Origin of the sequence: Methylophilus sp. (assembly GCF_052173275.1) — a bacterium.
Lineage (GTDB): Bacteria > Pseudomonadota > Gammaproteobacteria > Burkholderiales > Methylophilaceae > Methylophilus.
In genome coordinates, this window is the sequence record NZ_JBQMUL010000002.1 from 922,057 (window position 1) to 946,837 (window position 24,781).

Annotated in this window: 21 protein-coding genes; 6 read left to right on the forward strand and 15 right to left on the reverse strand. The window is 51.6% G+C overall.

The window, feature by feature from the left end; translation table 11 throughout:
• Positions 1 to 3: 3 nt before the first annotated feature.
• The 10 genes from ACTS9Y_RS05915 to hemC form a co-directional block, all read right to left on the reverse strand.
• Positions 4 to 1,992: an LTA synthase family protein gene (locus ACTS9Y_RS05915; RefSeq protein WP_442585044.1), complete on the reverse strand. Its 1,989-nt coding sequence runs from the start codon at positions 1,990 to 1,992 to the stop codon at positions 4 to 6.
• Positions 1,993 to 2,104: 112 nt separating this feature from the next.
• Positions 2,105 to 2,488: a hypothetical protein gene (locus tag ACTS9Y_RS05920; RefSeq protein ID WP_442585045.1), complete on the reverse strand. Its 384-nt coding sequence runs from the start codon at positions 2,486 to 2,488 to the stop codon at positions 2,105 to 2,107.
• 136 nt (positions 2,489 to 2,624) lie between these two features.
• Complete coding sequence (locus ACTS9Y_RS05925; RefSeq protein WP_442585046.1) at positions 2,625 to 3,134, reverse strand: hypothetical protein; 510 nt, start codon at positions 3,132 to 3,134, stop codon at positions 2,625 to 2,627.
• Positions 3,135 to 3,140: 6 nt separating this feature from the next.
• Complete coding sequence (locus ACTS9Y_RS05930; RefSeq protein WP_442585047.1) at positions 3,141 to 4,760, reverse strand: hypothetical protein; 1,620 nt, start codon at positions 4,758 to 4,760, stop codon at positions 3,141 to 3,143.
• Positions 4,761 to 4,768: 8 nt separating this feature from the next.
• Positions 4,769 to 6,097 carry an MFS transporter gene (locus ACTS9Y_RS05935; RefSeq protein ID WP_442585048.1) on the reverse strand — a complete coding sequence of 443 codons (1,329 nt, stop codon included), beginning with the start codon at positions 6,095 to 6,097 and terminating at the stop codon, positions 4,769 to 4,771.
• Positions 6,098 to 6,102: 5 nt separating this feature from the next.
• Positions 6,103 to 7,326, reverse strand: coding sequence for an amidohydrolase family protein (locus ACTS9Y_RS05940; protein ID WP_442585049.1), 1,224 nt, complete (start codon positions 7,324 to 7,326; stop codon positions 6,103 to 6,105).
• Positions 7,323 to 9,455, reverse strand: coding sequence for a bifunctional acyl-ACP--phospholipid O-acyltransferase/long-chain-fatty-acid--ACP ligase (gene aas / locus ACTS9Y_RS05945; protein ID WP_442585050.1), 2,133 nt, complete (start codon positions 9,453 to 9,455; stop codon positions 7,323 to 7,325). The genes ACTS9Y_RS05940 and aas overlap by 4 nt, the downstream gene beginning before the upstream one ends.
• Positions 9,456 to 9,466: 11 nt before the next feature.
• On the reverse strand, positions 9,467 to 9,772 hold the full coding sequence (locus ACTS9Y_RS05950) for an ArsR/SmtB family transcription factor (protein ID WP_442585051.1): 306 nt from the start codon (positions 9,770 to 9,772) through the stop codon (positions 9,467 to 9,469).
• Positions 9,773 to 9,833: 61 nt separating this feature from the next.
• Complete coding sequence (locus ACTS9Y_RS05955) at positions 9,834 to 10,598, reverse strand: uroporphyrinogen-III synthase (RefSeq protein ID WP_442585052.1); 765 nt, start codon at positions 10,596 to 10,598, stop codon at positions 9,834 to 9,836.
• A complete protein-coding gene (gene hemC, locus ACTS9Y_RS05960) occupies positions 10,595 to 11,539 on the reverse strand; it encodes a hydroxymethylbilane synthase (RefSeq protein ID WP_442585053.1) in 945 nt (314 codons plus the stop codon). Before hemC ends, ACTS9Y_RS05955 begins: the two co-directional genes overlap by 4 nt.
• 168 nt (positions 11,540 to 11,707) lie before the next feature.
• On the opposite strand from hemC, the gene ACTS9Y_RS05965 reads away from it, so the two are divergent.
• Positions 11,708 to 12,382 carry a mechanosensitive ion channel family protein gene (locus ACTS9Y_RS05965; protein WP_379058470.1) on the forward strand — a complete coding sequence of 225 codons (675 nt, stop codon included), beginning with the start codon at positions 11,708 to 11,710 and terminating at the stop codon, positions 12,380 to 12,382.
• A gap of 19 nt (positions 12,383 to 12,401) precedes the next feature.
• Here the strand turns inward: ACTS9Y_RS05965 and ACTS9Y_RS05970 are convergent, their stop codons facing one another.
• Both ACTS9Y_RS05970 and ACTS9Y_RS05975 read right to left on the reverse strand, forming a co-directional pair.
• Complete coding sequence (locus ACTS9Y_RS05970; protein ID WP_442585054.1) at positions 12,402 to 13,160, reverse strand: LytR/AlgR family response regulator transcription factor; 759 nt, start codon at positions 13,158 to 13,160, stop codon at positions 12,402 to 12,404.
• The gene (locus ACTS9Y_RS05975; protein WP_442585055.1) at positions 13,153 to 14,172 is read right to left on the reverse strand and encodes a sensor histidine kinase; all 1,020 of its coding nucleotides are present in this window, start codon (positions 14,170 to 14,172) and stop codon (positions 13,153 to 13,155) included. The genes ACTS9Y_RS05970 and ACTS9Y_RS05975 overlap by 8 nt, the downstream gene beginning before the upstream one ends.
• 104 nt (positions 14,173 to 14,276) lie before the next feature.
• Between ACTS9Y_RS05975 and argH the strand changes: the two genes are divergently transcribed.
• Positions 14,277 to 15,695, forward strand: coding sequence for an argininosuccinate lyase (gene argH / locus ACTS9Y_RS05980; RefSeq protein ID WP_442585056.1), 1,419 nt, complete (start codon positions 14,277 to 14,279; stop codon positions 15,693 to 15,695).
• Positions 15,695 to 16,414, forward strand: coding sequence for a hypothetical protein (locus ACTS9Y_RS05985; RefSeq protein ID WP_442585057.1), 720 nt, complete (start codon positions 15,695 to 15,697; stop codon positions 16,412 to 16,414). Before argH ends, ACTS9Y_RS05985 begins: the two co-directional genes overlap by 1 nt.
• Before the next feature lie 1,163 nt (positions 16,415 to 17,577).
• On the opposite strand, the gene hemW is transcribed toward ACTS9Y_RS05985, so the two are convergent.
• The 3 genes from hemW to ACTS9Y_RS06000 form a co-directional block, all read right to left on the reverse strand.
• Positions 17,578 to 18,789 (reverse strand): radical SAM family heme chaperone HemW, encoded by a 1,212-nt coding sequence (gene hemW / locus ACTS9Y_RS05990; RefSeq protein ID WP_442585058.1) that lies wholly within the window; start codon positions 18,787 to 18,789, stop codon positions 17,578 to 17,580.
• A gap of 181 nt (positions 18,790 to 18,970) precedes the next feature.
• Positions 18,971 to 21,481, reverse strand: a complete 2,511-nt coding sequence (locus ACTS9Y_RS05995; RefSeq protein WP_442585059.1) for an ABC transporter permease — start codon at positions 21,479 to 21,481, stop codon at positions 18,971 to 18,973.
• Positions 21,481 to 22,185: an ABC transporter ATP-binding protein gene (locus ACTS9Y_RS06000; RefSeq protein WP_442585060.1), complete on the reverse strand. Its 705-nt coding sequence runs from the start codon at positions 22,183 to 22,185 to the stop codon at positions 21,481 to 21,483. The genes ACTS9Y_RS05995 and ACTS9Y_RS06000 overlap by 1 nt, the downstream gene beginning before the upstream one ends.
• 65 nt (positions 22,186 to 22,250) lie before the next feature.
• On the opposite strand from ACTS9Y_RS06000, the gene ACTS9Y_RS06005 reads away from it, so the two are divergent.
• From ACTS9Y_RS06005 to ACTS9Y_RS06015, 3 genes are all read left to right on the forward strand, one after another.
• The gene (locus ACTS9Y_RS06005) at positions 22,251 to 22,829 is read left to right on the forward strand and encodes an arylesterase (protein WP_442585061.1); all 579 of its coding nucleotides are present in this window, start codon (positions 22,251 to 22,253) and stop codon (positions 22,827 to 22,829) included.
• 138 nt (positions 22,830 to 22,967) lie between these two features.
• Positions 22,968 to 24,080, forward strand: a complete 1,113-nt coding sequence (locus ACTS9Y_RS06010) for an AAA family ATPase (RefSeq protein ID WP_442585062.1) — start codon at positions 22,968 to 22,970, stop codon at positions 24,078 to 24,080.
• Entirely contained in the window at positions 24,081 to 24,773 is a 693-nt protein-coding gene (locus tag ACTS9Y_RS06015; protein WP_442585063.1) for a DUF4276 family protein, read from the forward strand. It begins immediately after the preceding gene.
• Positions 24,774 to 24,781: the final 8 nt, after the last annotated feature.

Genomic DNA, 24,781 nt, shown 5'->3' on the forward strand with positions numbered 1-24,781 from the left:
AGTTTACTCCGGCAAGCGATAACGCTGCTCTTTATAAAGCAAGGCTGGCAACAAGGCATTCGCCAGAGCCTGCTCGGCCAATGTCTGCCCATCCGCAGGGGCGGCGGTATTTTGCAGTTTTTTGCTTTGCGGATCGTAATGACCAAACGCCGGGGCTTTGCCTTCACGCAATACCACAACCTCATTCTGCGCAATGTCTGGGCCCAGTTGCTGCATCCAGCCATAATTAGAGTTGTATTGCATCATGGCGCGGCCACGGTAATCAGCGCTGATATCAGACAGGTCATGGCCGGTCATCGGATGCTGGGCGGCGATGCCCATTAATGATAGTACGGTGACGGGTAGATCAATCTGGCTGGCGATGGCATCTACCGTTTTTGGCTGTACCGCACCACCCAGGATCAGGGCCGGGATATGGAAATGCTCAATTGGCACCAGTGAATCCCCTCGCACACGGATATCATGATCGGCCACGATCAGAAACACCGTATCTTTCCAGTACGGGCTGGCCTTGGCTTTTTTGAAGAACTCGCCTATCGCATAATCGGCATATTTCACCGCATTATTGTCAGTGGCTTTCGGTTGTTCATACAACTCAATGCGGCCATCCGGGAATTCAAACGGTGCATGGTTGGACGAGCTGAACGCCAGGGTAAAAAACGGCTTGCCGCTGGCATGATGCGCCAGCAGTTGCTCATGGGTTTTATTCAGTAAATCTTCATCCGACGCGCCCCAGCTGGCAACAAATACCGGATGCTTGAAATCCGGCTGGTCAGTGATCTGCTGGAAGCCATTACCCATAAAAAAGCTGCGCATATTGTCAAAGTGCGACTCGCCGCCATAGATAAACTCAGTGTTGTAGCCCTGCTTGCCCAGCAGCGAAGCCAATGTGAAAAAATTGCTCTGGCTTAAACCCAGCTTGACCGTACTATCGGCGGGTGTAGGTTGAAAACCCGTCACCACCGCTTCAATACCGCGTACAGAGCGCGTGCCGGTCGCATACAAATGCGTAAACCAGATGCCTTCAGATTTGAGTTTTTCCAGATTGGGCGTGACTGGCTTGCCGCCTAGTGACTCAACAAACCCTGCGCCCAGGCTTTCCTGCAACAGGATGACCAGGTTTAATGGTTTGTCATGGGTGACGGAAGGCACCAGCGTCGTCAGGGTGGGGATATCACCTTCTGTTGCGCCGGTGATGGCAAATACTTTTTCGCGTGGCAGTTTGCCATACATCTCGCTCGATTTTGCTTCATGCTGCAAGCTGTAAGCGGCATAAAACACTGAATAGGTGGAATTGAGAATCAGGCTGTTGACCATGCTGTCTTGCGTAATCGCAAACAGCGCCGGGTTGGCAGGCCGGTGTGTCAGTGTTGAGCGAACGGCAAATGCAGTCAGCACTAAAATAAACGGCCATACCAGCCAGACTGCCCAGGTAGACCATTTTGCTTCGGCCTCACGCCAGGGTTTGAGCAGTTTGTAAACCAGCACCAGCGCCAGCAAAGCCATGCCCAGGCCAAAAAACAGTTCTACCTTGAAGCCCTGCCACAACATGCCGAATACTTCATGCGGATATTTGAGGTATTCCACAAAAATACGGTTGGGGCGCACATCATATTCGAGAATAAAGCCTGGAGTGGCGGCTTCGAGAAACACCAGCAACACCAGTGAGAGCAACACCCACCAGAAGGTGAACGCGCGCCAGACATGGAAGCGTTTGCGTGTCGCCAGCACGGGCGAGAGTAATACCGGAATAATCGCCAGCAAGCCCAGTTGAATCAGGTCAACGCGCACGCCTTGCAGCAGAATCTGGCAAAGCTCGCCAGTGGCTAGTACGCGTTCCCATTTCCAGGCCACCAGCCCCAGGCGGGTCAGGGAGAGAAAAATCAGGCCGCTTAAAAACATCACTATCAGCGGCGCATAAGGCCCAAACCAGTGACCTATCGTCCAGAGCTTGGAATGTGAAGGAGGCTTACCGAAATAACTTGATCGCATGTTGTGCTTAATCAGAATTGATTCAAGCGTGACATTATAACGGGTTATTGCGCAATGTTATTGCAGCACACTTTGCCAAACCGATCGGGCACAAAATTAACAGGCATTTAATTTAAGTGCCATCTGCCAAGGGCGTTTTCTTGCGCAGATCCAGATACACGGCGGATAACAATACAATCGGGATGACAAAGCCGACCAGCAAAGGGATTAAATCCACCAGCATATCGACAATGCCGGTCTGGCTGGTAAACGCGCTCCACAATTTAGCGAGCAAGGGGATCACGGTAAATAACAAAGTCGGCACCAGAAACCAGATCGTGCTGGTCGCGCCGCGTTTGGCAAGCCGTGCGGAAACATACGAAACTACCGCAACAATGACAGCGGCGCCAGCACCCCAGACTGCACCGGCGATGACGGTGATCCAGGTACCTACCTGATATAACAACAAACAAATAATGGCGGTGAGGATCAGCTTGCGATTGATTGCCAGGGACATAAATGTGCCTCCTTATTATTGAGTTTTTTCTGACACCACTTTAGCAGATAAGTTAGCGACTTCTTAATAAGTCTTTACGAATGCAGCCAGATTAGCCAATAGAAACGAGACGGAGCAACCTTTGCTGAAACTATCTTCAATTGATCTTAGACCACACCGCCAACGCTTGCAGGTCCTGATAAATGGGGGCTTCGGGCGTCACATCCAGTATGCCTTTATCAATCAGCATCACCGCCTGGTGGCAACCCTCCCTTTTACTCCCTTTGCCTATCCAGTCCTTGATGATGCCTTCGCCCTCTTTGCGCACGATAGTCGAGTAATCCTTGAGCACGGCATCTCTGGCGATAGTGCCTCCAGAGGCATCTGCCGCTTCCATTTTCTTCGCGATGTATTTGGTGGATGCTGTGTAATATTTGGCGTTACGGTCCTGCCAGATAGTCACGAATTCTCTTGGCGTTTCCAGGCGGCCTAGCAATGAAAGACACTCAATGCCTATGCGGCCAACCACAAAATTGGCTGCGCCTATAAAGGCGGAGGCGACATTTCTTGATTCAGATTCAAGAATATCGCCCTCCTCTGCATACACCTCACTTGTTAACACGCTGATTAACAATGCAGCCAGAATAGAATGCGGTTTTTTCATCATCTGATTTTAACGCTTTGCCTTGTGCATGAAAAACGTTTTCAGGCCTTTACGAATGAGCATTAACAACAACCAGCCTAGTCCGATTAAGCTGATTAAAAATAACATCGCAGGCACGGGTGCCAAAGCCGGGGTTTGCGGTTTGAGCGCGAGACCATTTTTTAAATGATCCGGCAACGGATTTGGCGTGACCGGGATAATCTTCCATTGGCTGCGATCCGCTGGCGCTTGCTGCAGATATTGCGCAAAGCTATAAACCGGCGCCAGGCCGTTGGCGCGGCTGGCGGGAATTTGCGGGATACGCACAAAATAAATCGCTTCGATCTGGTTAGCCATGGCTTGCATCTCGGGCGAGGCCAAGGTCTGTGTGCTGGCGGTTTGTGCGATGTTGAGCATGTCATTGCCTATGGCATCAAACGCCACAGCGGGAAACAGGCGCGTCATTTCGGTATTCAGGTAATCGTAAATCGCGCGACCTTTGGTCAGGCTACGTTCGGTAACGGCGATATACCAGTAAGCGGCGCTGGCTTTCAGTACACTTTCGCCGCCGCTTTGTGGCACTTTCCAACCCAGATTGTGCAAGACATCGACACTGATGCCTGCGCAGTTGTTGGTGGCATGGTCATAGACAAAATCATTGCGGTAAAAATGCTGGTAGACACGGTTGCTCGCGGCCTGAATGCGGCCCGGGATGGTCGGCTGCGAGAACACGGCCACCAGCATATAAGACGGCCGGTAAAACGCCTGCCCGCTGTTAAGGTCAGCCATGTATTTATCAAAAGGCGTCACCCCGGCGATAATGCCTTTTTCGCTATTGGTGGCCAGGTTGTAGTAATTGTTCACCAGCCAGTGGTGATAACTGCCATCCTCACCGACGACACCGGTCGCTAACGCAAAATGCCCGCCGTGCGCTTCATCATCATCGCCTTGTGCGCCATTTAATAACACACCCAAGACCGCTTTGCCTGCCAGTGCGGGCTGCACCCCTAGCGTTCTTTGCCATAACAAACGACTTTCATGCAGGCTCTGCGCGCCCCCTTGCTCAAATTGCACCAGCTGCTTTAAAGACTCATTGGTTTGCAACGGTTGTGAAGCAGCCTGCATATCCAGGCGGAAATCTTGTGGCCAAATGGTGCGTGCAACAATGGTTTGCCCGACCAGTTCGCCGCGTATACTAAGCGCTCGCTGCGCGAAAAAAGCCTGGCTAGCCTGATTCCAGTAAGACAGGTTAGTCGGGATTTTTGGCACGATCTCAAACTCAGCTCCTGTGCCATCGGCTAATCGCAGTTGTTTTCCGTTTGCCGATAAATGCGTATTGATCCATTGCTGTGTGGACCCTGTCCAGACTATGCCTGGCAAAGCAGACACCTCCAAAGCGGTCACATCGTCGGCCCCGCGCTTGTCTGCATCAAAGCTGGTGACAGGCTGCCCCGCTTGCGGCACGGCGATTGTTTGACCTTTAAAATACCATAGGGCTTGTGGCAACCCCTGGCACTGCGCGCAAGGCGCTGTCACTGTCGCAAACTGCTCACTTGCATATTGTCCTAAAGGATATTTCACACCCTCACCTGCCTGTGCCACGCTTATTGCCTGAGAGCACCCCAGTAACCACCACGCCAGTTGTCGCATGCCCACCCCTACGCTGCGGCAAACCAGCGTTTGACATAGGCCACGCTACTGAACCAGTACTCAGGCTGCCGCACACATAGATAAGCCGCCACCAGCAGATTCAGGCCGGCTGTTGCCGCAAACAATTGCGGGATACTCAGGCCATAGCCAAATAACATCAGCGAGAAGCCAGCAGAAAGCACCATAAACAATGCATTCATAATATTGTTGGCGGCGATCACACGCGATTGGTAGCGTGCCTCGACCCGTGATTGCAGCAACACATATAAAGGCACGATATACAGGCCACCGCTCACCCCTAGCAAAGCCACATCCAGCAGCATGCGCCAGTAATGCAGCTGGCTGATGGCTTGCAATGTCCAATCAGGGTGAGCCAGAAACTGTTGCTGGATATTGCCTGCGGTCGCGGCGAAATCCCAGGCAAACAATGACATGCCAACCGCACCTATCATCACCAGGCCCAGCTCCTGCTTGCCTTTGGAAAGCTTTTCGCACCAGACCGAGCCTATACCCACGCCTACGGAGAAGATGGAGAGCAAGGCAATAAAATCGCGCTCGCTGCCGTGCAGGCCATCTTTCGCCAGGTTAGGAAACTGCGCCAGCAAAGTGGCACCAAAAAACCAGAACCAGGAAATGGCGACGATGCCTACCCACAATGTTTGTTGCGCCCAGAAGATACGGACGTTATTGATAGTCTCGCTGACAGGGTTCCAGTTAATCTTCATCTCAGGCGCTGGCGGCGGTGACAACGGAATACTGCGGCTGATATGAAAACCGGAAACCGCAATCAGCAGGATACTCAAACTGGTGAAGAATTCATGTTGCGGCAAGCTGCCTAGCCAGGCGCCCAATACCTGTCCCAGCAAAATAGCGACAAAGCTGCCCATCTCCACCAGTCCATTGCCTGCGGTCAGCTCATGTGGCTGCAAATGCTGTGGCAAGTAAGAATATTTCACCGGACCAAACACGGTGGAGTGCAAGCCCATCAGGAACAAGGCGAGTGCCAGCAAGGCCAGGCTATGTAACAGAAAGCCGACACTGGCCAACAGCATGATGGCGATTTCGAGCAGTTTCACCAGACGGATAATCTGCGACTTTTCATACTTGTCTGCCAGTTGCCCGGCCGAGGCCGAAAACAGGAAAAACGGCAGGATAAACAGGCCAGGCAGCAAGGTGACCAAGGTGCTGCCATCCAGCGTGGTCAGGCTGGCGGTATTGAACGCCACCTGCGTGATCAGCGCTGTTTTAAACACATTGTCATTGAATGCGCCTAGTCCCTGGGTCCAGAAAAAAGGGCGAAAACGGTTTTGAGTGAGCAAGGAGAATAAGTTATTCATAGTTTTCAGCTTTTATGGCGTTCAAATAATGACCTGGTTTCAAACACTTGCGCTGAGAATGTTTGCCCGTTGATGTTGAGCAAGCGCTTGAGCGCAAAGTCGTATAACAGCGGGTTGCTTTGCTTGATACTCAGCAAAAAGGATTTGTGCTCGCTGGCCAGCCAGCCGTTGGCAATCAAGGTGTTGATATTGGTCAGCGGCATGATGCCGGGCAGTGGATAATCCGAACCATTCACCAGCCTGGCATGCCAATCCTGGCGCGCGATCAGGAAAGGCAATACCCAGGCGTGGTTGATCAGGGTAGTGGCAGAAATATCGCCATGCAGCAAAGACTGGTAATCGGGGGTATCCATCAGGCGGATGAATAAATCAAAACTTTTGACCACACGACTGCCATGATCCAGATCTTCATCGGCACCGTCACTTGCACAATGTGCCAGCACCACTTTGACACCCTGCTCAAGCGCCTGCCGCATGCGTAGCGGATTACCATAGGTCTGGTCACCACCTGCCACGGCGCTTTCTTTGCCGGTGTGCGTGATGATGGGCAACTGCATCTCAGCCAGTTTTTTGTAAAAGGGTGCACACTTTTTAGAGGCCGGATCTATACCCATGCCTGAAGGCAACCATTTGATGGCGCGCGCACCGGTTGCATAAGCTTGGTCCAGCGCATCCAGGGCATCGGGCCGGTAAGGATGTATGCTTGCCACCCACTCAAATCGCTCTGGTAATTGGCTGGCAATTTTCGCCGCGTAAGTATTAGAGACATGAAAAATCGAAGGCGCTTTGAGTATCTTCCCTGCCTCATCTCGATACCAGTCAAAGGCAAATAACATCAATTTGACACCAGCAGGCATGGCAGCTACCAGCTGCGTCATTTTTGCCACGGTGGAATCATCAATATGTGCCGGGTCGGCGCAGGTGCCGTTCATGTAAAACGCTTTTTGCAGCTTTAACTGCGGATGCCCCCAGCTATCCATATCCGGGTTAAACCAGGTTTCATTACTGGCATCGCCCACCCCCACCAGGTGCACATGCGCGTCCCACACCTGATCTGGCCGGATGCCCTGCCAGATCTGCTGGTAGGTCGGGTGTTGCAACACGCTGGCTGGCGTCTCTGCCAGGCAGGGATTGGTTAACCCGGCATCTGGCCAATAGCGCCAAGCGGCGTGGGCGATGCCCGCACAGGCTAACCCGCCTGTCGCCAGCAAGAACTGGCGACGATTCATTGCTGCTCTTCTGCCATTTGTTTCAGCGTCACGTAGTCAGTCTTGCCGGTGCCTAGCAGGGGAATCGTCTCTACCAGGACGATCTTCCTGGCGATGGCGATTTCCGGCGCACCCAGGTTTTTGGCAACTACCTGCAAATCTTCACGTTTCAATGCGGCATCAGTGGTGAACAGGACGATATTTTCACCACGGTTGGCATTGCTTTGCGTAGTCGCGGCATGCTGGTTTTCAGGTGAGGCGGTATTAGCGATTTTCTCTACCATTTCGAGCGACACCATTTCACCAGCCACTTTGGCAAAACGTTTAACGCGGCCCTTGATATGGATAAAGCCTTCCGCGTCGACTTCAACCACATCACCGGTGTCATACCAGCCGTCCGGCGGCGCGATCAGCTTGCCTGGCTGGTCATACAGGTAATAACCCTGCATGATATTGTCGCCTTTGACACGCAATAAGCCGCCATTTTCAATGCCCGGGATAGGTTCCAGCGTGTGTACGATGCCGGGGAAAAACTGGCCGACGGTGCCATTTTTATTCGCCATCGGCGTATTGGCAGAAATCACCGGCGCGCACTCTGTGGTGCCGTAGCCCTCCAGAATGCGGATACCGAACTTCTCATGATAGACCTTACGCACTTCGTCATTCAGCTTCTCGGCGCCTGCCACCACAATGCGCAATTTGTAGAAATCATAAGGATGGGCAAACCTGGCATAGTTAGCCAGAAAGGTATTGGTTGAGAAAAACACCGTGCAGTTTTTCTCATAAATCACTTCCGGGATCACCTTGTATTGCAGCGGTGACGGAAACAGCATAATGCGGATACCGTTCAGCAAGGGCAGCAAAGTGCCGGTAAAGCCAAACGCATGAAACATCGGCAATGCCATCATGAATTTGTCGGTAGGGTTAAAATCCAGCATGGCCATGATCTGGTGGATATTGGCCAGGATACTTTTGTGGCTGTGCACCACGCCTTTTGGTTTGCCTTCAGAGCCTGAGGTAAAAAGGATGACGGCAGTATCTTCTGCTTTTGCAGAGGCCATCACAGCACGCGGGAAATGCAGGGCATAGCCCATCAACCAGGCTTTATCCCATAGCGTAAATTGCGCGCGCAGGTCTTCGAGGTAAACGATGTTGATGCCTTTTAACTGCGTGACCACTTCCTGCAACTTGGCGGTTTCCAGAAACTTGCGGGATGTCATCACCGTAGTGACCTTGGCCGCGATACAGGCATTTTGCAGCCCGGCAGTGCCAGAGGTGTAATTCAGCATGGCCGGAATCCGCCTGAACGCCATCATGCCCAATATCAATGCGGCAGTATTGGTGACATTCGGCATCAACACGCCTACTGCTTCTTCAGGCTGGCTGACTTTGCTGGCCAGGCGACCCAGCGCCAGGCTTTTCTTCAACAAGTCTTTGTAGGTTTCCTCCACCTGGTTCAGGTCTTCGATAATGCGCATGTTGCTGCCGGATTTGGCGATCGTATCCAGCAGGGTTTCAAACAAGGTGCTACTTTGCTGGGTCTGGAACAACAGGTTTTGCATAATGTTGCGCATGGCAACGCCAGCAATACGGCGACGCTGCTTGCTGGTGAGCGGTGGCTGCACTTCGGAATCGGTGTTTATTTCCGTGGTCGGCAATACCGTCAATGTGACCTTGGGGAATAATTTACGCGGATGCGCAGCAGACAGGCGGCCAAAATAGGATTGCGCAGCGCCCTCCACCCGTACCGGCAGGACTTTGACGCCGGTTTTAGCGGCGACAAATCCGGGGCCGTCATACACTTTCATGAGCGCGCCGGTCGAGGTAATACGCCCCTCCGGAAAGATCACCACGTTTTCACCTGCATTCAAGCGCTGAATGACTTTCTTCATCGCCAGCGGGCTGCTGGGGTTCACGGCAACGTGCGGCGTCAAACTCAGGATGCCCCTGAAAAAAGGATTCTTCAGGACATCGCTGTGCACGACAAAAGTGGCGCGCTTGGGTAAGAACAGCCCTATCAGCATGCCATCAAGCAAAGATTCATGATTGGCGATAATCAGTAAACGGTCTTCTGCCGGAATATTCTCCAGCCCCAACACCCGGACCCGGAACACCAAACGACACAACACTCTCAACATGCTGGCAAGCATTGACTTTCCCCTTATATCTCTTCTTTTAAATAAGTCACGACATTCTGCAACGCTTGCTGCATCCAGTCTTTATTCACCCAGAAATACACTTCGCGACCGATTTTTTCGCTACGTAAAGCCCCGCCGCGTTCAAGCACTTTCAGGTGATGAGTGACAGCAGTGCGGCTGAGTTGCGAACTATCGACGATCTGTAAAATGGTCAGGCGCTCATTTTTATCAAACGATAGCAAAATTCGCTGCCGGTGTGCATCACCTAATGCAACAAACAGGTCAGAAATATCCGACCAGGCTTCTGGAATGTGTGTGAGCAGCTTCATATAACTAAATAATTAGTTATTTAGTTATATGTGTCAAGCGTTTTTTCGGGAAGGTATTGATTTAATGCGTGTCGGTGAAGTGCCGGGTGAGTAGCTGCACCATGGCTTCATCCCCAGGTTGTCCGGCACTGGCAACAGTTAAACCATGGACAGTGGCCTGCTCGGCAATGCGGTCATGATTTACAAACAGCGGGACTGTTTTCAGCCAATCCGCATGCCCGGCCAGATCGAGCAGAAAACGCAAGGCTTCTGAGCTGGTGATGATGATGGCTTGTAACTTGCCTGCGGCATGAGCCTGTGCCAAAACCTCTGCATTTGCTTGTGGGTTGATGCGCCGGTAGCATTCACCAAACACCACTTCGGCACCGCGCTGTTTTAAGCTTTCCGCCAGGACTTCACGCCCACCTACGCCGCGTACGATCAATACGCGCTGGCCTTGCATGTGCTGTAATTCAGGCAAGGCGAGCAAGGACTCACTATCGAACCTGTCTTTTGGCGTTAATACGTCAGCCACACCAAAGCCGTGCAGTGCACTGGCTGTAGTGGGGCCGATGGCGGCGAATGTTAATGTAGAAGGGAATGCCGCCTGCTGTAACAAGGGCATGCCATATTGCACGGCATTACTACTGATAAAAATAGCCCACTTGAACTGGCTGAGCGGCGTGATGGCTGCATGGAATGCCGTGAGGTCAGGCAGGCTGGTGATATCCAGCAACGGGAAAGAGATCACCGCCCCGCCCGCGGCAGTGATGGCGGCGTTCAGTTTTGTTGCCTGCTCCGGCGGCCGCGTGACGGCGATGTGCACGCCAGCCAGTGGCAGGGTCATTTCACGCCATCCAGCGCTGCCAGGATTTTATCCGCGCCACGGGCGATCAGTTTCAATGCCAGTTGCTGCCCGAGTTTTTCAGCGCCTTGCGCCGGGCCAGTCACGGTTTCTTTCAACATTTGCTGACCATCCACACTGGCAACAAAGCCATGTATGGTGATGGTGTCAGCCTGTTTGGTCGCATACGCGCCAAGCGGCACGGTACAACTGCCGGCCAAGGCACGGCTAAAGCCACGCTCGGCTTCTACACATAATTGTGTATCCACATGGTTGAGCGGTGCCAGGATCGCGATCAGGTCTTGGCGGTTGGCGTTGATTTCAATGCCCAGTGCGCCCTGGCCGACTGCCGGGATACTCTCTGCCGGGTCGATAAACCCTTTGATGCGCTCACCCAGGCCCAGGCGGATCAGCCCGGCGGCGGCCAGGATAATCGCCGAATATTGGCCTTCATCGAGCTTGCGTAAACGGGTTTGCACGTTACCGCGCAGGGATTCGATCTTCAGGTGCGGAAAACGCGCCTGGATCTGACTTTGCCTGCGCAGGCTGGAGGTGCCAACGATGCTGCCGACAGGCAACGCCTGCAGGCTGGTGAAAGTGTTGGAGACAAAAGCATCGCGTGGATCTTCACGTTCGCCGGTGGCGGCCAGGGCAAAGCCTTCCGGCAGATGCATGGGCACATCTTTCAGGCTATGCACAGCAAGATCGGCACTGCCATCGGCCAGTGCATTTTCAAGCTCTTTGACAAACAGCCCTTTGCCCCCGATACGCGATAACGGTGAATCCAGGATCTGGTCACCGGTGGTGGTCATGCCTAAAATGCTGACCTCGCATTGTGGATAAAGTGCCTGTAAACGGGCCTGGATATGCCGGGCTTGCCACATCGCCAAGGCGCTTTCACGTGAGGCGATCACCAGGGATTTTGGAGGGGTAACGGTAGTCATGCCACCATTTTAACATAGGGGATTGGCGGACTGCATGACAGCGCTTGCCGCGTATTGTTCACGAACCTTTTACGCCACAGTCAGGTCGGATTGAGTTATGCTACCTAGGCTTTTTAGCCTAAGCATTGCTAAAAACTAAAGTATTTACGATAAAAAAGGAGGGCTGCCATGCAGTATCAAATCGATATTTTTCTTTCTTCACTCAACCAGTTTTGGGTAGAACTCGTCAACTTTGTGCCTAAATTACTGGCCGTAGTTGTAATCTTGTTTTTTGGCTGGTTAGTGGCCAAACTGGTACGCATAGGCGTAAAGCGCCTGCTCGAAATCACGCAGTTTGACGCCTTTGCCAAGCGCTCCGGCCTGGAATCATTTATGCGTAGCGCCAATTTCAATGTCACGCTCAGCGGCATTATCAGCCAGGTGATTTACTGGCTGGTGATTCTGCTGTTTGTGATCACCTGTGCCAATTCTTTGGGCATGACCGAAGTGGCGATGTTGTTACGTGAACTGGCCAGCTACCTGCCACATATCATCGTCGCTATCCTGGTGGTGATTTTTGGTACCTTGTTTGCGCGCTTTATCAACCGCCTGGTATTTGCCTGGTTGCACAGCATCAAGTTTGAACAGGCACTGATCATCAGCACTTCCGCTGAATATTGCATCCAGATCCTGGCGATTTTTATTGGCCTGGAACAATTGGGCATAGGCATGCAGTTAATACACGCCTTGTTTATCATTGTGTTTGGCGCCGTATTCCTGGCGCTGGCGATTGCGTTTGGCCTCGGTGGTAAAGACTGGGCAGCCAAGGTGATTGAACAAGCCGACCAGAAGAAGAAAATGTAATGCAACCATACAGGGCCGTTTAGACGGCCCTGATCATATGCTGATGACGCCGGCTGACGACCAGCGTCTCCGCAACCCCTTTGATCAGCACCACCCAGCTTGATTCCCCTGCCTCATCGCCCGTTTGCTCACCCTGAGATACACGCTGTTTTGCGTAACCAGCAATGGCATTTTTTGCGACTAATGCATTGCGGTGCACACGCACAAAGCGGTCGGCATAAATCTGCTCCAGCTGATTCAGTGAAACTTCCAGTAAATAGGCTTTTTCGCGCGTACGCACCGTCACATATTTAAGCTCGGCGCGTAGGTACAGCACTTCTTCCACCGGAATCAGTAACACCTTGCCACGCTCATGAATGCTCAAATGTTGCGGTGCTTCCTGCAATGTTTGCAATGCCTGCGACTGCTTGGCCTGCAAGGGCCGCGCCTTGGCCAAGGCTGCGGATAATCTTTCCACGCGAATAGGTTTGAGCAGGTAATCAATCGCATTCAGGTCAAACGCATGCAAGGCATAATGATCATAAGCGGTGGTGAAAATCAGGTTGGGCGGATTGGAAAGTTTGCGCATATGTTGCGCCAGTTCGATGCCATCCATCACCGGCATGCGGATATCCACCAGGGCGATATCGACAGCCGTGTGTTGTAAAACTGCCATCGCTTCCACGCCATTGGCAGCTTCAGCAACGATGGTGTAACCGCCGATATCCCCTGCCAGATCGCGCAAGCGCTGTCTGGCCAGCGGCTCGTCATCCACGATCAGCAATCGCTGGTCAGCCATGTGTCACCTCGGATAGCGGGCGGGTGGGAATGGTGATTTCTACTACATATTGCCCCTGCGCTTCATACTGTTTGAGTCGCGCTTCCAGATCGTAATGCAAGCGCAAGCGCTCACGGATATTTTTCAGTGCCATTTTATTGCCACCGGATTTGTCCGGACGCGACGACAGCGGGTTGCAGATGCGCAGTAATAAATCTTGCCCACTGGTGTAGATATTAATCACGATTGTGCCCCCTTGCGCCAGCGGCTCAATGCCGTGATAAACCGCGTTTTCAACCAGCGGCTGCAAGATCAGCGGCGGAATCATGATACCGGCGGATATTTCCGCCATATGCCATTCGCATTGCAGACGTTCATCCAGTCGCAGTTTTTCAATGCTCAGGTACTGCTGACAGAGCTCGATTTCCTGCGCTAAAGGCACCAGCGCACGGTTATCCGCCATCAGCACCCGGAACAATTCGGCCATATCTTCGAGAGCGGTTTCAGCGCGCTGTGGATGGCTGCGTATCAGTGACAGTACTGCGTTCAGACTATTAAACAGAAAATGTGGGCGGATACGTGCCTGCAAAGCCTGCAAGCGTGCTTCGGCAATCGCCGGTGAATAAGCACGCTGCAGCAAATCAAAGTAATACAGGCATAAAGCCACATCGCCAACACACAGCAAAATGATTTGCAGAGACTGGCCGGTAGAAAGCGGTGAGATCCAGCTGTGATAACCATAGCTGCATAACAGTGTGAGCAACAGCGCCAATGCCATAATGGCCGCCAGGCCACTGCGGTAAGGCAGGCGAATAATGAACGGATATAACAGGGTTAAACCACCCATGGTCAGCAGCAAAGGCGGTAGCCATTGCCCGGCCAGTTGCGTGAGCTCGGTTGCCCACAGCGCAATACTCCAGCCCGGCTGCCCGCCAGCCATCGTCAGCAATCCCAGCAAACAAACGTGCAATAACAGCACACGTAAATGTATGCCTAGATTGCGGAAGTTAGGAATGCGGTTGCTTTTACGCACGGTGGGATGTTCGTTTATAATGTCGTGCCAGCATCATAAGTATTAAGCGCCGGTGGCGCAAGCATGCGCCAGACGCCAAATTTCTGGCAGAAAGAATTTTTGCTTTGACAACTTCGCAATCCAAACCACAATCTTCGCTGCATCAAAAAGACCAGGCCTGGTCCGGCCGTTTTAATGAGCCGGTCGCCGAACTGGTGAAACGCTACACCGCCTCGGTCGATTTTGATAAACGGCTGGCTGCATTTGATATACAGGGCTCGATTGCGCACGCCACCATGCTGGGTGCGCAAGACATTATTTCTGCGCAGGATGTCGAAGATATCAAACGCGGTTTGGGCGAGATCCTGGGCGAGATTGAAGCAGGCCAGTTTGAGTGGCTGCTGGACCTAGAAGATGTACACCTGAACATTGAAAGACGCCTGACCGAGAAGATCGGTGATGCCGGCAAACGCCTGCATACCGGCCGTTCACGCAATGACCAGGTCGCTACCGATGTGCGCTTGTGGCTGCGCAGCGTGGTGGATGACACCATCGCGGGTATCCGTGCTTTGCAAACCTCACTGCTAGCTCTGGCCGAGCAACATGCCGCCACCATCATGCCAGGCTTCACCCATCTGCAAGTGGCGCAGCCGGTGACGTTTGGCCACCACCTGATGGCCTATTTTGAAATGCTGAACCGCGATGCAGAACGCTTTGCCGATGCACGCAAGCGTATCAACCGTTTGCCGCTAGGCGCCGCCGCACTGGCAGGTACCAGCTACCCGATTAACCGTGAGCTGGTCGCCGAATTATTAGGGTTTGATAGCGTGTGCCAGAACTCGCTGGACGCGGTATCAGACCGTGATTTCGCCATTGAATTTAATGCCGCCGCCTCATTGCTGATGATGCACCTGTCACGTTTTTCTGAAGAACTGATTTTATGGATGAGTCCAAGATTCGGCTTTATTGATATTGCTGACCGCTTCTGCACCGGCTCTTCCATCATGCCGCAGAAGAAAAACCCGGACGTGCCGGAGCTTGTGCGTGGCAAAACCGGCCGCGTGTATGGCCATTTGATCGGCCTGCTGACATTGATGAAAGGCCAGCCACTGGCCTACAACAAAGACAACCAGGAAGACAAAGAGCCGTTGTTTGATGTCGCCGATACGCTGTTAGTCACCTTGCAGATTTATGCTGACATGCTGCGCGGCATCACCGTCAAAGCCGACAATATGCGCCAGGCCGCGCTGGAAGGCTTTGCCACCGCGACTGACCTGGCCGATTACCTGGTGAAAAAAGGCATGCCGTTCCGTGATGCACATGAAGTCGTCGCGCATGCGGTGAAAGCAGGCGTAGAAACCGGCCGTGACCTGGCCGAATTCAGCCTGGCTGAATTACAGGCCTTCAGCGACACCATAGGGGATGACGTGTTTGAAGTCCTCACCCTGGAAGGGTCAGTCGCCAGCCGCAACCACACCGGCGGCACCGCTCCCGAGCAAGTCCGCCGCGCCATCGCGCAAGCCAGGCAACAGTTAGGGCGCTGATGACACACCTGCCGCATCTCCAGTGGAATCACAGATCACATTGGCTGATGATGGCAGGATTGCTTTGTTTCAGCCTGCTGGCAGGGTTGGCGCATCAGCCAGCACAAGCCGCATTCGGCATTGCCAACCCCAAGCACGAACAATCCATGTTATGGCCGCTGTTACCGGGCGAAAGCATCAACAGCCTGGCGGCCAAACTCTATCCGCAAAGCCCGGTATTGCAGCAGCGCTTCGTGCAGCAATCACTCACCTTTAGCCGCAGCCGCGGCATCCTGCTGACTGCCGATCAGCGCGTAAATTCTGCACAACTGATCGCCGTGCCAAATGCGCAAGCGCTGCATACAGTGACGCACCGCATTAAAAAAGCCGATGAAGCGGATCCGCAGATGTTTGCGACACAAGGCTTGGTGATGAGCCTGCAAATACGGCAGGTGGAACAATCGGGCAGTATCTTTCCCAAGCTGAGCTGGCCTTCAATCCAGGTACCGGCATGGATGAAATTAAATCATGCGTCTTTTGCTTCAGTGCCGTCGGGATTGTCGAGTGTGACTGCGCAAATGCAGGAGAACTTTCGGTCGAATATCAACGCGCTTGGGCATGTGTCGGTGAAGCGTTTATCGAAACAACCGCATTTGGTGATGATTGTGAGTAGTGGGTTATTGTTGCTAGTGTTGGGAGTGGTTTGGGGATTGCAGAGTAAACGTCATTCGGATCGCTGATAAATAATTATCTTCAGATTGTTATGGATACATTTTATTTCGCCTCTAGGCGACCCTCTTTCTTATGCTTGTCCATAAGAAAGAAGGCAAAGAACAAGACACCCTAGCCTCCGCTTTCTCCCTGCGTTGCTCATCCTAGGACTTTCGTCCGTTGCTTTGCCGGACTTAAAGTGGGCGTCCAACGAAACTCGCCCTGACAAGCCACACACAACGTGGCTTGTTGCGGAACTCGAACAGCCGCTGGCCGACAACTCCCACGCTGACTGCGCTACTCGGCGCGTCAGATAGGGGCCCGTTGAAAAACACTACGCGGTTACTTACGTGAGGCTTCTCACATTGCTTCCCGCTCAACCATTGAAATGAAGCACTGCAATAAAACAAAACAATAAAACCCACCAAAACAATTGAGTTGGTTTGGTGGGTTTAGTCTTAGGAATTAAATAGGTCACTTAGCGCCCTTAGCCCATTGTGCTCCACTACTGCTTCATCGTGGTGGTTTTAAATGGGCCCCTATCTGACGCGCCGAGTAGCGGAGTCAAAATAAGGAGCAAGAGAGCGACTGTCTGAGTTCCGCGGTGGCTTGCGTCTTTTGCAAGCCGCTAGGGCGAGTTTCGCGACCGCTTATTTTGATGAGCAACGCAGGAGATAAGCGGAAGCTAGGGTGCATTTCTTTTGGTTACGTTTTCTTTGTGCAAGCAAAGAAAAGTAACTCGCCTAGGGGCGAAAAGGAGTGGTGAAATAGAACAGCAAAGACTGAATGCCGAACCACCCAAAGAAATACCGATTAAAACTTCCAGTAAGTGGAACGCTTACTCCTCATTGTAACCATGCTAAGCATGAACCTTGCCTGGATTCTCCCATGCAGGGCGCACTGACTTCTGCATAAGCCAGTCGTTTCGCAGGCATAGAGCATGCTCTATGAAACCCCTGCTACACCCTACGCCAGAATGACGAACGGGAGTGTAGCCCTACTGGAGGGCTGATCAACTGTCCCATAAGCCAACCATTATCAGGCTCAGAGCAAGCTCTGAGAAATCCCGACTAATCCCTAATTCAAAATGATACCCTCGTGCAGCACCAGCACCTTTCAAGAAAGCGATTCGTTACTCCCGCGCACAACTCCCCGTGCAAAACCATGCGCTTACAACTGCGTTTAAAATCACCTACTCCGGTAAAAACATCTCCAGCAAAGTATTCAAAAACCGCTGCCCCAGCAATGTCGGCACTATCCTCTGCGCCGTCTGTTGCAACAACCCTTTCTCAACAGCCTCTTTCATGGTCGCTTGAATACTCCGCAACGGCAAGCCCGTGCGTTGCTGGAACAAATCCACCTCCACCCCATCTACCAGCCTTAATGCATTCATCATAAATTCAAACGCCAGATCATCCCGCCCGATCTGCCATTCATGATCGACCATCTGCCCTGTCGTCACGGCTTCCAGGTATTTCTTCGGATGCTTGTGCCGGCTCTGGCGAATGATCTTGTCGTGAAAACTCAGCTTGGAATGCGCACCGGCACCAATGCCCAGATAGTCGCCAAACGTCCAGTAATTCAGGTTGTGCTGACACTGCTGGCCGGGCAGTGCAAAACCTGAGGTTTCATAGTGCTGGTAGCCGTGACTGGCGAGTATTTTCTCGATCTCTTCCTGCATGGTGGCGCTGGTATCGTCATCCGGCAAGCTGGGTGGCGTGCGGTGGAACGGTGTGTTGGGTTCCAGCGTCAGGTGATAGAACGACAAATGCGCAGGTTTGAGCTGGCAGGCGGTTTCGGCATCTTTTAATGCATCTTGCAGGCTTTGTTCTGGCAGTGCATACATCACGTCCAGGTTCACTTTATCAAAGGTATTCAATGCCAGTTCAGCAGCAGCTAGCGCCTGTTCACGGTCATGGATACGGCCCAAAGCTTTTAAGTATTGCGGCTGAAAACTTTGTATGCCTAGCGACACACGGTTCACGCCTGCATCGCGATACCCTTTGAAATTAGCGATATCCACCGTGCCGGGGTTGGCTTCCAGCGTGACTTCGGCACCATATTCCAGCGGCGTGAGCATGCGCACATGACTGAGGATTTTATCTATGGCTGGGGCGGAGAAAATACTGGGCGTGCCGCCACCAAAAAACACGCTGCGGATTTTGCGGCCCCACACCAGCGGCGTGGCTTGCTCGAGGTCGGCGATCAGCGCATCTACATATGCGGCCTCTGGAACCTCTTGCCGGGCTTCGTGCGAATTAAAGTCGCAATAAGGGCATTTGCGTACGCACCAGGGGATATGGATATATAACGAAAGTGGCGGCGGATTGGTGAGGCCGCTCAGCGTGACGTCACCTTGTAAGGGCGCGTCACTTAAACTGTTGGCAGGGTAAATCGGGATCATGCGTGCATTTTAACGCGTTAAGGGCACTTCTATAAAACAAGTTACTAGCCAGGCAAGGCGCGAATAAAAAGTTTTGACGCCGCATATAATTGATATGTAAGGAGAAATTTTTTGTGAGCAACGCAGTATCGCGACGGGAATTGAATGTATAGATGTGTCCTTACGGTTAAAAAGCAGCTGTTTAAATACTTTGCAGCAACACCCTGGGCGGTTGATTAAACTGGTTACGCGCGACCAGCCATGCTGCAAACGGCACCAGCACGATGGCTGCCAGCAAAGCCTGCACAGTGAACCAGGCATTGAACTGGTACTCGATATTGAGTATGAAAGTAGCCAGGTAATACGCGGCGACATTGGTGAAAATATTGGCGACTATACTGGCCAGTATGCCTATACATAAAAACTCCACCAGCATGGCCAGCACCACTTGTTTTCTTGAAGCGCCGAGCACGCGCATCAAAGTGCTTTCCCGCACGCGTTCTTCGCGGGTCGCCATCAGCGCGGCGTATAGCACGGCCACACCGGCCAAAAGACTAAAGCCAAACACGAATTCTATCGCGTAACTCATTTTGCTGAGCAGCCCCTGCAGCTGTTCCATCACCGCAGCCACATTGATAATAGTGAGGTTGGGAAACTGCTTGACCAGCTGATTCAACACGTTTTCATTGCGGGCAGGCAGGTGAAAACTGGTGAGGTAGTTGGCGGCATAGCTATCCAGCACTTTAGGCGGCGTCACGGCAAAAAAGTTAACGTGCATGCTGTTCCACTCCACCTTGCGCAAACTGGTGATGGTGAGATTGAGTTTGCTGCCCGCCACATCGTAAGAAAGTTGGTCACCCAACTTTAAATTGAGGGTTTCGGCCAGCCCCTGCTCTAAAGACAATTGGGGTTTACCTGCGTCCTCGGCACGCCACCATTGCCCGGCTACCAGCTCATTATCGGCTTGCATCTGCGCCGCCCATGAAAGATTGAATTCGCGCTCGGCCAGGCGTTTGGCGCGGTCATCTTTGTAATCGTCGGTATTAATCGGCTTGCCGTTCACCGCTTCCAGGCGTGCGCGCACCATAGGGAAGATATCGGCATGCTGGATGGCATGCGCGGTGAGTAAATCATTAATGCCCGGTATTTGCTCGGCCTGGATATTGATCACAAAACGGTTAGGCGCATCCGCCGGTAATGAGGTTTGCCAGCTTTTTAGCAGGTCATTACGCACAAATGCCAGCAGCAGCACCGCCATTAAACCCATGCTCAGGCCAACCACTTGCGCGATGGTCAATATCGGACGGCGCCTTAAACCCATCAGGCCAAGTTTGATAATGCCGAAATTTTGCACAGAGAACGATTGCACGATACGCAACCCGGCCAGCGCCAAGAAGCCCGCCACCACGACCAAGGCGATCAGCGATGCGAATACAATGCCTGCCAGTTTGAGATCACCGGCATGCCAGAACACCAGCCCGGCCAGCACCAGAAATGCGGGGATGAATACGATAGCATTCATACGCACATCGCCTTCCAAGTCCTGGCGCAAAATGCGCAAGGCCGGCACTGCGCGTAAACGCATCAGTTGCGGCCACACCACAGTGAGCAAGGTCGCAAACCCGGTCGCCAGACCCAGAAAAACCGGCATCCAGCCCGGGGCAGGCAAAGTCTCCACAAACAGGCGTCCGGCCAAAATAGCTAGCCCATACTGGGCAGCGAAACCCAGCACACAGCCGATCAGGCTGCCGACCAACGCCAACAGCAAGGTCTGGTAAAGCAATATCTGCGTGATCAGTTTTTTGGTCGCGCCAAAGCAACGCATCAGCGCATAAGCATCCAGGCTTTTTTGCACGTAGGGAATACTCGCCAGCAACATGGCCACCATCGCCAGGATCACGCCGACCATAGAGGCGATACCCAGGAACTGCTGCGCTTTATCAAGCGCGTTGCGCATCTCCGGTCGCGCACTGCGGATATCGTCTATGCGTTCACCACGCGCGAGTTGCGGCTTCAGCCATTCGGCATAATTTGCTATCGCTTGCTCGTCAATATTGTTGTCACTGGCGACCAGCAACTGATATTTCACACGGCTGCCAAACTGGACCAGGCGGGTGGCAGCCACATCGGCACTATTCATAAACAAACGCGGCGCAATGCTGAACATATCGCCACCACGCGAAGGCTCCTGCAATACAAAGGCGGCGACGGTAAACTGGCTTTCACCCAAGCTGATCTCATCACCTATGCTCAATGCGAGTTTTTGCGCCAGTCGCGGCTCTATCCATACCGTGCCGGGGTCGGGGATTTCTGCTGAAACTTGTTCACCCTGTGCCGTGGCTGCTGACTGCCTGCTGATGGTCAAATGTCCGCGTAGCGGGAAACCGGCTGCCACCGCTTTGATTTCAGCGAGCTCACTGCTCTCGCCTTTCACCGCCATGCTGGAAAATTCCAGCGCCTGCGTGGCCTGGTATTGGCGCTGTTGCGCCTCTGCCAGATAAGTGGCGGGAATGGCATGGTCTGAGTTCACCACCAGATCCGCGCCCAGCAACACATTGCCCTGGGTTTGCATGCTGGACTTGATACGGTCAGTGAAAAAACTGACTGAAGTAGTCGCTGTCACCGCCAGGATCAGCGCGAACAGCAATACCCGGATCTCCCCTGAAAACCACAGGCTGCGGAATTGGCGCCAGGCAATCGATAGCGCCAGCATTAATGCGCTCCTGAATTATTAGGCATCGTGCGCTCGTTGAGCACGCCATTCTGCAAAGTCAGCACCCGCTGGCAACGTCTCGCCAGGTTCATATCATGCGTGACCAGCACCAGCGTCGTACCGCTCTGCGCATTCAGATCGAACAGTAATTGAATAATCGCCTCACCCGTTGCCACATCCAGATTACCAGTCGGCTCATCGGCAAATAAAATAGAAGGCTTGGCGGCAAATGCCCTGGCAATCGCTACCCGTTGCTGTTCACCGCCCGATAACTGTTTCGGGTAATGCGTGGCACGCGCTGCCAGCCCTACACTTTCAAGTGCCGATACCGCAATCGCCTGCGCATCACGGCGACCTGCCAGTTGTAAAGGCAGCATCACATTTTCCAGCGCAGTCAGCGAACCCAGCAACTGGAAGGATTGAAACACAAAGCCCATATGCTCGGCACGGACCGCCGCCCGACCATCCTCATCCATCTGCCCAATATCTTTCCCGGCGATCAGGACTTTGCCACTACTCGCGATATCCAACCCCGCCAGCAGGCCTAGCAAAGTAGATTTACCGGAACCGGAACTCCCAATGATCGCCAGCCTCTCACCCTTGGGTACGGCAAGATTCAAATTGGTCAGGATGGGGATTGTTGTATCATTGCTCACAACAGATTTACTTAAAGACAGCGCTTCAACAGCATAAGGGCTTGGCATTAATGATGTTCCGATTTCTAAAAATATTGATCGTGTTACCTGGTTTATTGTTTACCAACTTAGCTATGGCAGAGGCCGCATCCAAACAAACGATACTGGTATTTGGAGACAGTTTATCCGCCGCCTACCATATCCCCCAGTCTCAAGGCTGGGTCAGTCTGCTGGCACAACGAGTGAAAGACAACCAATTGCCCTACGAAGTTGCCAACGCCAGCGTCAGCGGTGAAACAACTGCGGGCGGGCTCAGCCGTTTACCCGCCGCAATCAAGCAGTTTAAACCAAGCATCGTAGTGATAGAACTAGGCGCCAATGACGGCCTGCGCGCCTTATCGCTGGATGCAATGAAAAGCAACCTTGAAAAAATGATACTCGCCAGCAAACAGGCTAATGCGCAGGTAGTTTTGCTTGGCATGTTTATACCGCCAAACTACGGCCCCAGATACACCAATGGTTTTAAAGCAGCTTACCTGGAGCTAGCGGAGAAATACAAAATACCATTTATACCGTTCTTTTTGGATGGTATTAGTGGTCATAGTGATCTGGTGCTGGAAGATGGGCTGCACCCTAATGTGAATGCGCAGCGCAAAATATTGGAGAATGTTTGGCCGACTTTGAAGCCGCTACTAGCGAACAATAGTAAGTAAACAAATAACTAATTGAGTAAGCAGGATCCACGGTAATCTGCTGGACTTAAAAACTCGATTGATAACGCATCGATCTATTAAGTGTGTAGAATGAATAAGTACATTCTGCCTAGTAATTATAGATTTTAGCTAAAAAAAATGGCCCAACTAGAGACAATTACCATTAAAGGATACAAGAGTATTTCTGCCATAGACGCTCTTAAATTAAATCCTATTAATGTTGTTATCGGCCCTAATGGGTCTGGAAAATCAAATTTTATCGGTGTTTTCTCATTTCTGCATGCCATCCGTGAGGGCAATCTGCAGGACTCAGTAATTAAAACTGGTGGTGCAAATAAAATTCTTCATTTTGGTCGCAAAGTAACTGAAAGCCTATATATACGAATTAGCTTCTCTGAAGGTGTTAATCAATATTCCATTCATCTGGAGCCTACAGATGAAGATGATCTAATCCCAGTGTCTGAATCAGTATATTTTTGGAACAAAGTCTACCCTAGCCCCATTAGCTATCCTATTAATAGAGTGGGTAAAGAAGCTGGTATCAGTGATGGCAAAATAACTAAAACCGTAGCCCAATATGTAAGAGACCATCTTGATAAATGGCGTGTTTACCACTTTCACGACACCAGCTCATCTTCGCCTATGAAGAAAACTATGGACATCAACGACAATCGTTTTCTTCGTCCAGATGGCTCCAATTTAGCGAGTTTTCTTTATTATCTAAAAGAAAAACATGAATCTTCTTATGACATGATACGGCGAACGGTTCAAAGGGTCGCTCCATACTTTGAAGATTTTGTTCTACTACCGCAAAAATTAAATGCAGAAAAAATTCGTTTGGAATGGAAACATAAAGGTTCCGATGAGTATTTTGATGCCTCTTCATTTTCTGATGGTTCGCTAAGGTTTATCGCATTAACAACATTATTCCTTCAACCTGAAAATTATCGACCTTCAGTAATATTAGTTGATGAGCCTGAACTGGGCCTGCATCCATATGCAATCACTATGCTGGCGTCTTTAATAAAACAATCTTCTATTCAGACTCAGGTAATTATTTCTACGCAATCCCCGTTACTCCTTGATCATTTTGAACCAGAGGACATACTTGTTGCTGATAGAGTGGATGGTGGAACGGTATTAACCAGACTAGAGAATTCAGAAACACTCGATAAATGGTTGGAAGAATTTAGTTTAGGTCAGTTGTGGGAGAAAAATGAGATTGGTGGAAGACCTAAAGCAGAAAGATAAATGTCTAGATTATTAATACATGTCGAGGGTGAAACAGAAGAAACCTTTGTAAATGAGGTGCTTGCCCCACATCTATATAATTATGGATACACTAATATAGGTGCTCGACTCCTTGGAAACGCTCGAATGAGAGCAAAGCGTGGTGGAATCAAATCTTGGTCATCCGTGAGAGACGAAATTATCAATCACCTAAAAGCCGATACTGCATGCTTTTCTACAATTATGGTTGATTACTATGCACTTCCTCAAAAAGACCCTTTAAATTGGCCCATGCGTGCAGCATCCAGTACTTTAGCTTTTGAGAGAAAACCAATAGTTATACAAGATGCAATCCATGCAGACATATGCATGCAAATGGGAGGAGGCTTTAAGGTAAGCAGATTTATCCCTTATATTATGATGCATGAATTTGAAGGTTTGCTTTTTAGCGACCCAGAGAAACTGGCTTATGGGATCGGAAAAGCATCTCTAAGTGAAAGTTTTTCTACGATAAAAGGTACCTTTCCCACGCCTGAACATATAAATGACTCACCTCTCACTGCCCCATCAAAGAGAATTTTGGATTTATATCCCAGCTACAATAAACCGTTGATGGGTACATTAGCAGCCTTGGAAATAGGCTTAACTGCGATAAGACAAGAATGTCCACTTTTTAATGCATGGCTTACCCAACTTGAATCTGGATGCGTTTAATACCTCTC

Bases quoted from the DNA above. Each gene is read 5' to 3' on its own strand.
- ACTS9Y_RS05950 (WP_442585051.1), bottom strand. From the start codon at position 9,772: ATGAAGCTGCTCACACACATTCCAGAAGCCTGGTCGGATATTTCTGAC.
- ACTS9Y_RS06015 (WP_442585063.1), top strand. From the start codon at position 24,081: ATGTCTAGATTATTAATACATGTCGAGGGTGAAACAGAAGAAACCTTT.
- ACTS9Y_RS05940 (WP_442585049.1), bottom strand. From the start codon at position 7,326: ATGAATCGTCGCCAGTTCTTGCTGGCGACAGGCGGGTTAGCCTGTGCG.
- ACTS9Y_RS05970 (WP_442585054.1), bottom strand. From the start codon at position 13,160: ATGGCTGACCAGCGATTGCTGATCGTGGATGACGAGCCGCTGGCCAGA.
- ACTS9Y_RS05930 (WP_442585047.1), bottom strand. From the start codon at position 4,760: ATGCGACAACTGGCGTGGTGGTTACTGGGGTGCTCTCAGGCAATAAGC.
- hemW (WP_442585058.1), bottom strand. From the start codon at position 18,789: ATGATCCCGATTTACCCTGCCAACAGTTTAAGTGACGCGCCCTTACAA.
- ACTS9Y_RS06000 (WP_442585060.1), bottom strand. From the start codon at position 22,185: ATGCCAAGCCCTTATGCTGTTGAAGCGCTGTCTTTAAGTAAATCTGTT.
- ACTS9Y_RS05985 (WP_442585057.1), top strand. From the start codon at position 15,695: ATGACACACCTGCCGCATCTCCAGTGGAATCACAGATCACATTGGCTG.
- aas (WP_442585050.1), bottom strand. From the start codon at position 9,455: ATGCTTGCCAGCATGTTGAGAGTGTTGTGTCGTTTGGTGTTCCGGGTC.
- ACTS9Y_RS05965 (WP_379058470.1), top strand. From the start codon at position 11,708: ATGCAGTATCAAATCGATATTTTTCTTTCTTCACTCAACCAGTTTTGG.
- ACTS9Y_RS05935 (WP_442585048.1), bottom strand. From the start codon at position 6,097: ATGAATAACTTATTCTCCTTGCTCACTCAAAACCGTTTTCGCCCTTTT.
- ACTS9Y_RS05920 (WP_442585045.1), bottom strand. From the start codon at position 2,488: ATGTCCCTGGCAATCAATCGCAAGCTGATCCTCACCGCCATTATTTGT.
- ACTS9Y_RS05955 (WP_442585052.1), bottom strand. From the start codon at position 10,598: ATGACCCTGCCACTGGCTGGCGTGCACATCGCCGTCACGCGGCCGCCG.
- ACTS9Y_RS05915 (WP_442585044.1), bottom strand. From the start codon at position 1,992: ATGCGATCAAGTTATTTCGGTAAGCCTCCTTCACATTCCAAGCTCTGG.
- ACTS9Y_RS05995 (WP_442585059.1), bottom strand. From the start codon at position 21,481: ATGCTGGCGCTATCGATTGCCTGGCGCCAATTCCGCAGCCTGTGGTTT.
- ACTS9Y_RS06010 (WP_442585062.1), top strand. From the start codon at position 22,968: ATGGCCCAACTAGAGACAATTACCATTAAAGGATACAAGAGTATTTCT.
- ACTS9Y_RS05925 (WP_442585046.1), bottom strand. From the start codon at position 3,134: ATGATGAAAAAACCGCATTCTATTCTGGCTGCATTGTTAATCAGCGTG.
- hemC (WP_442585053.1), bottom strand. From the start codon at position 11,539: ATGACTACCGTTACCCCTCCAAAATCCCTGGTGATCGCCTCACGTGAA.
- ACTS9Y_RS06005 (WP_442585061.1), top strand. From the start codon at position 22,251: ATGGCAGAGGCCGCATCCAAACAAACGATACTGGTATTTGGAGACAGT.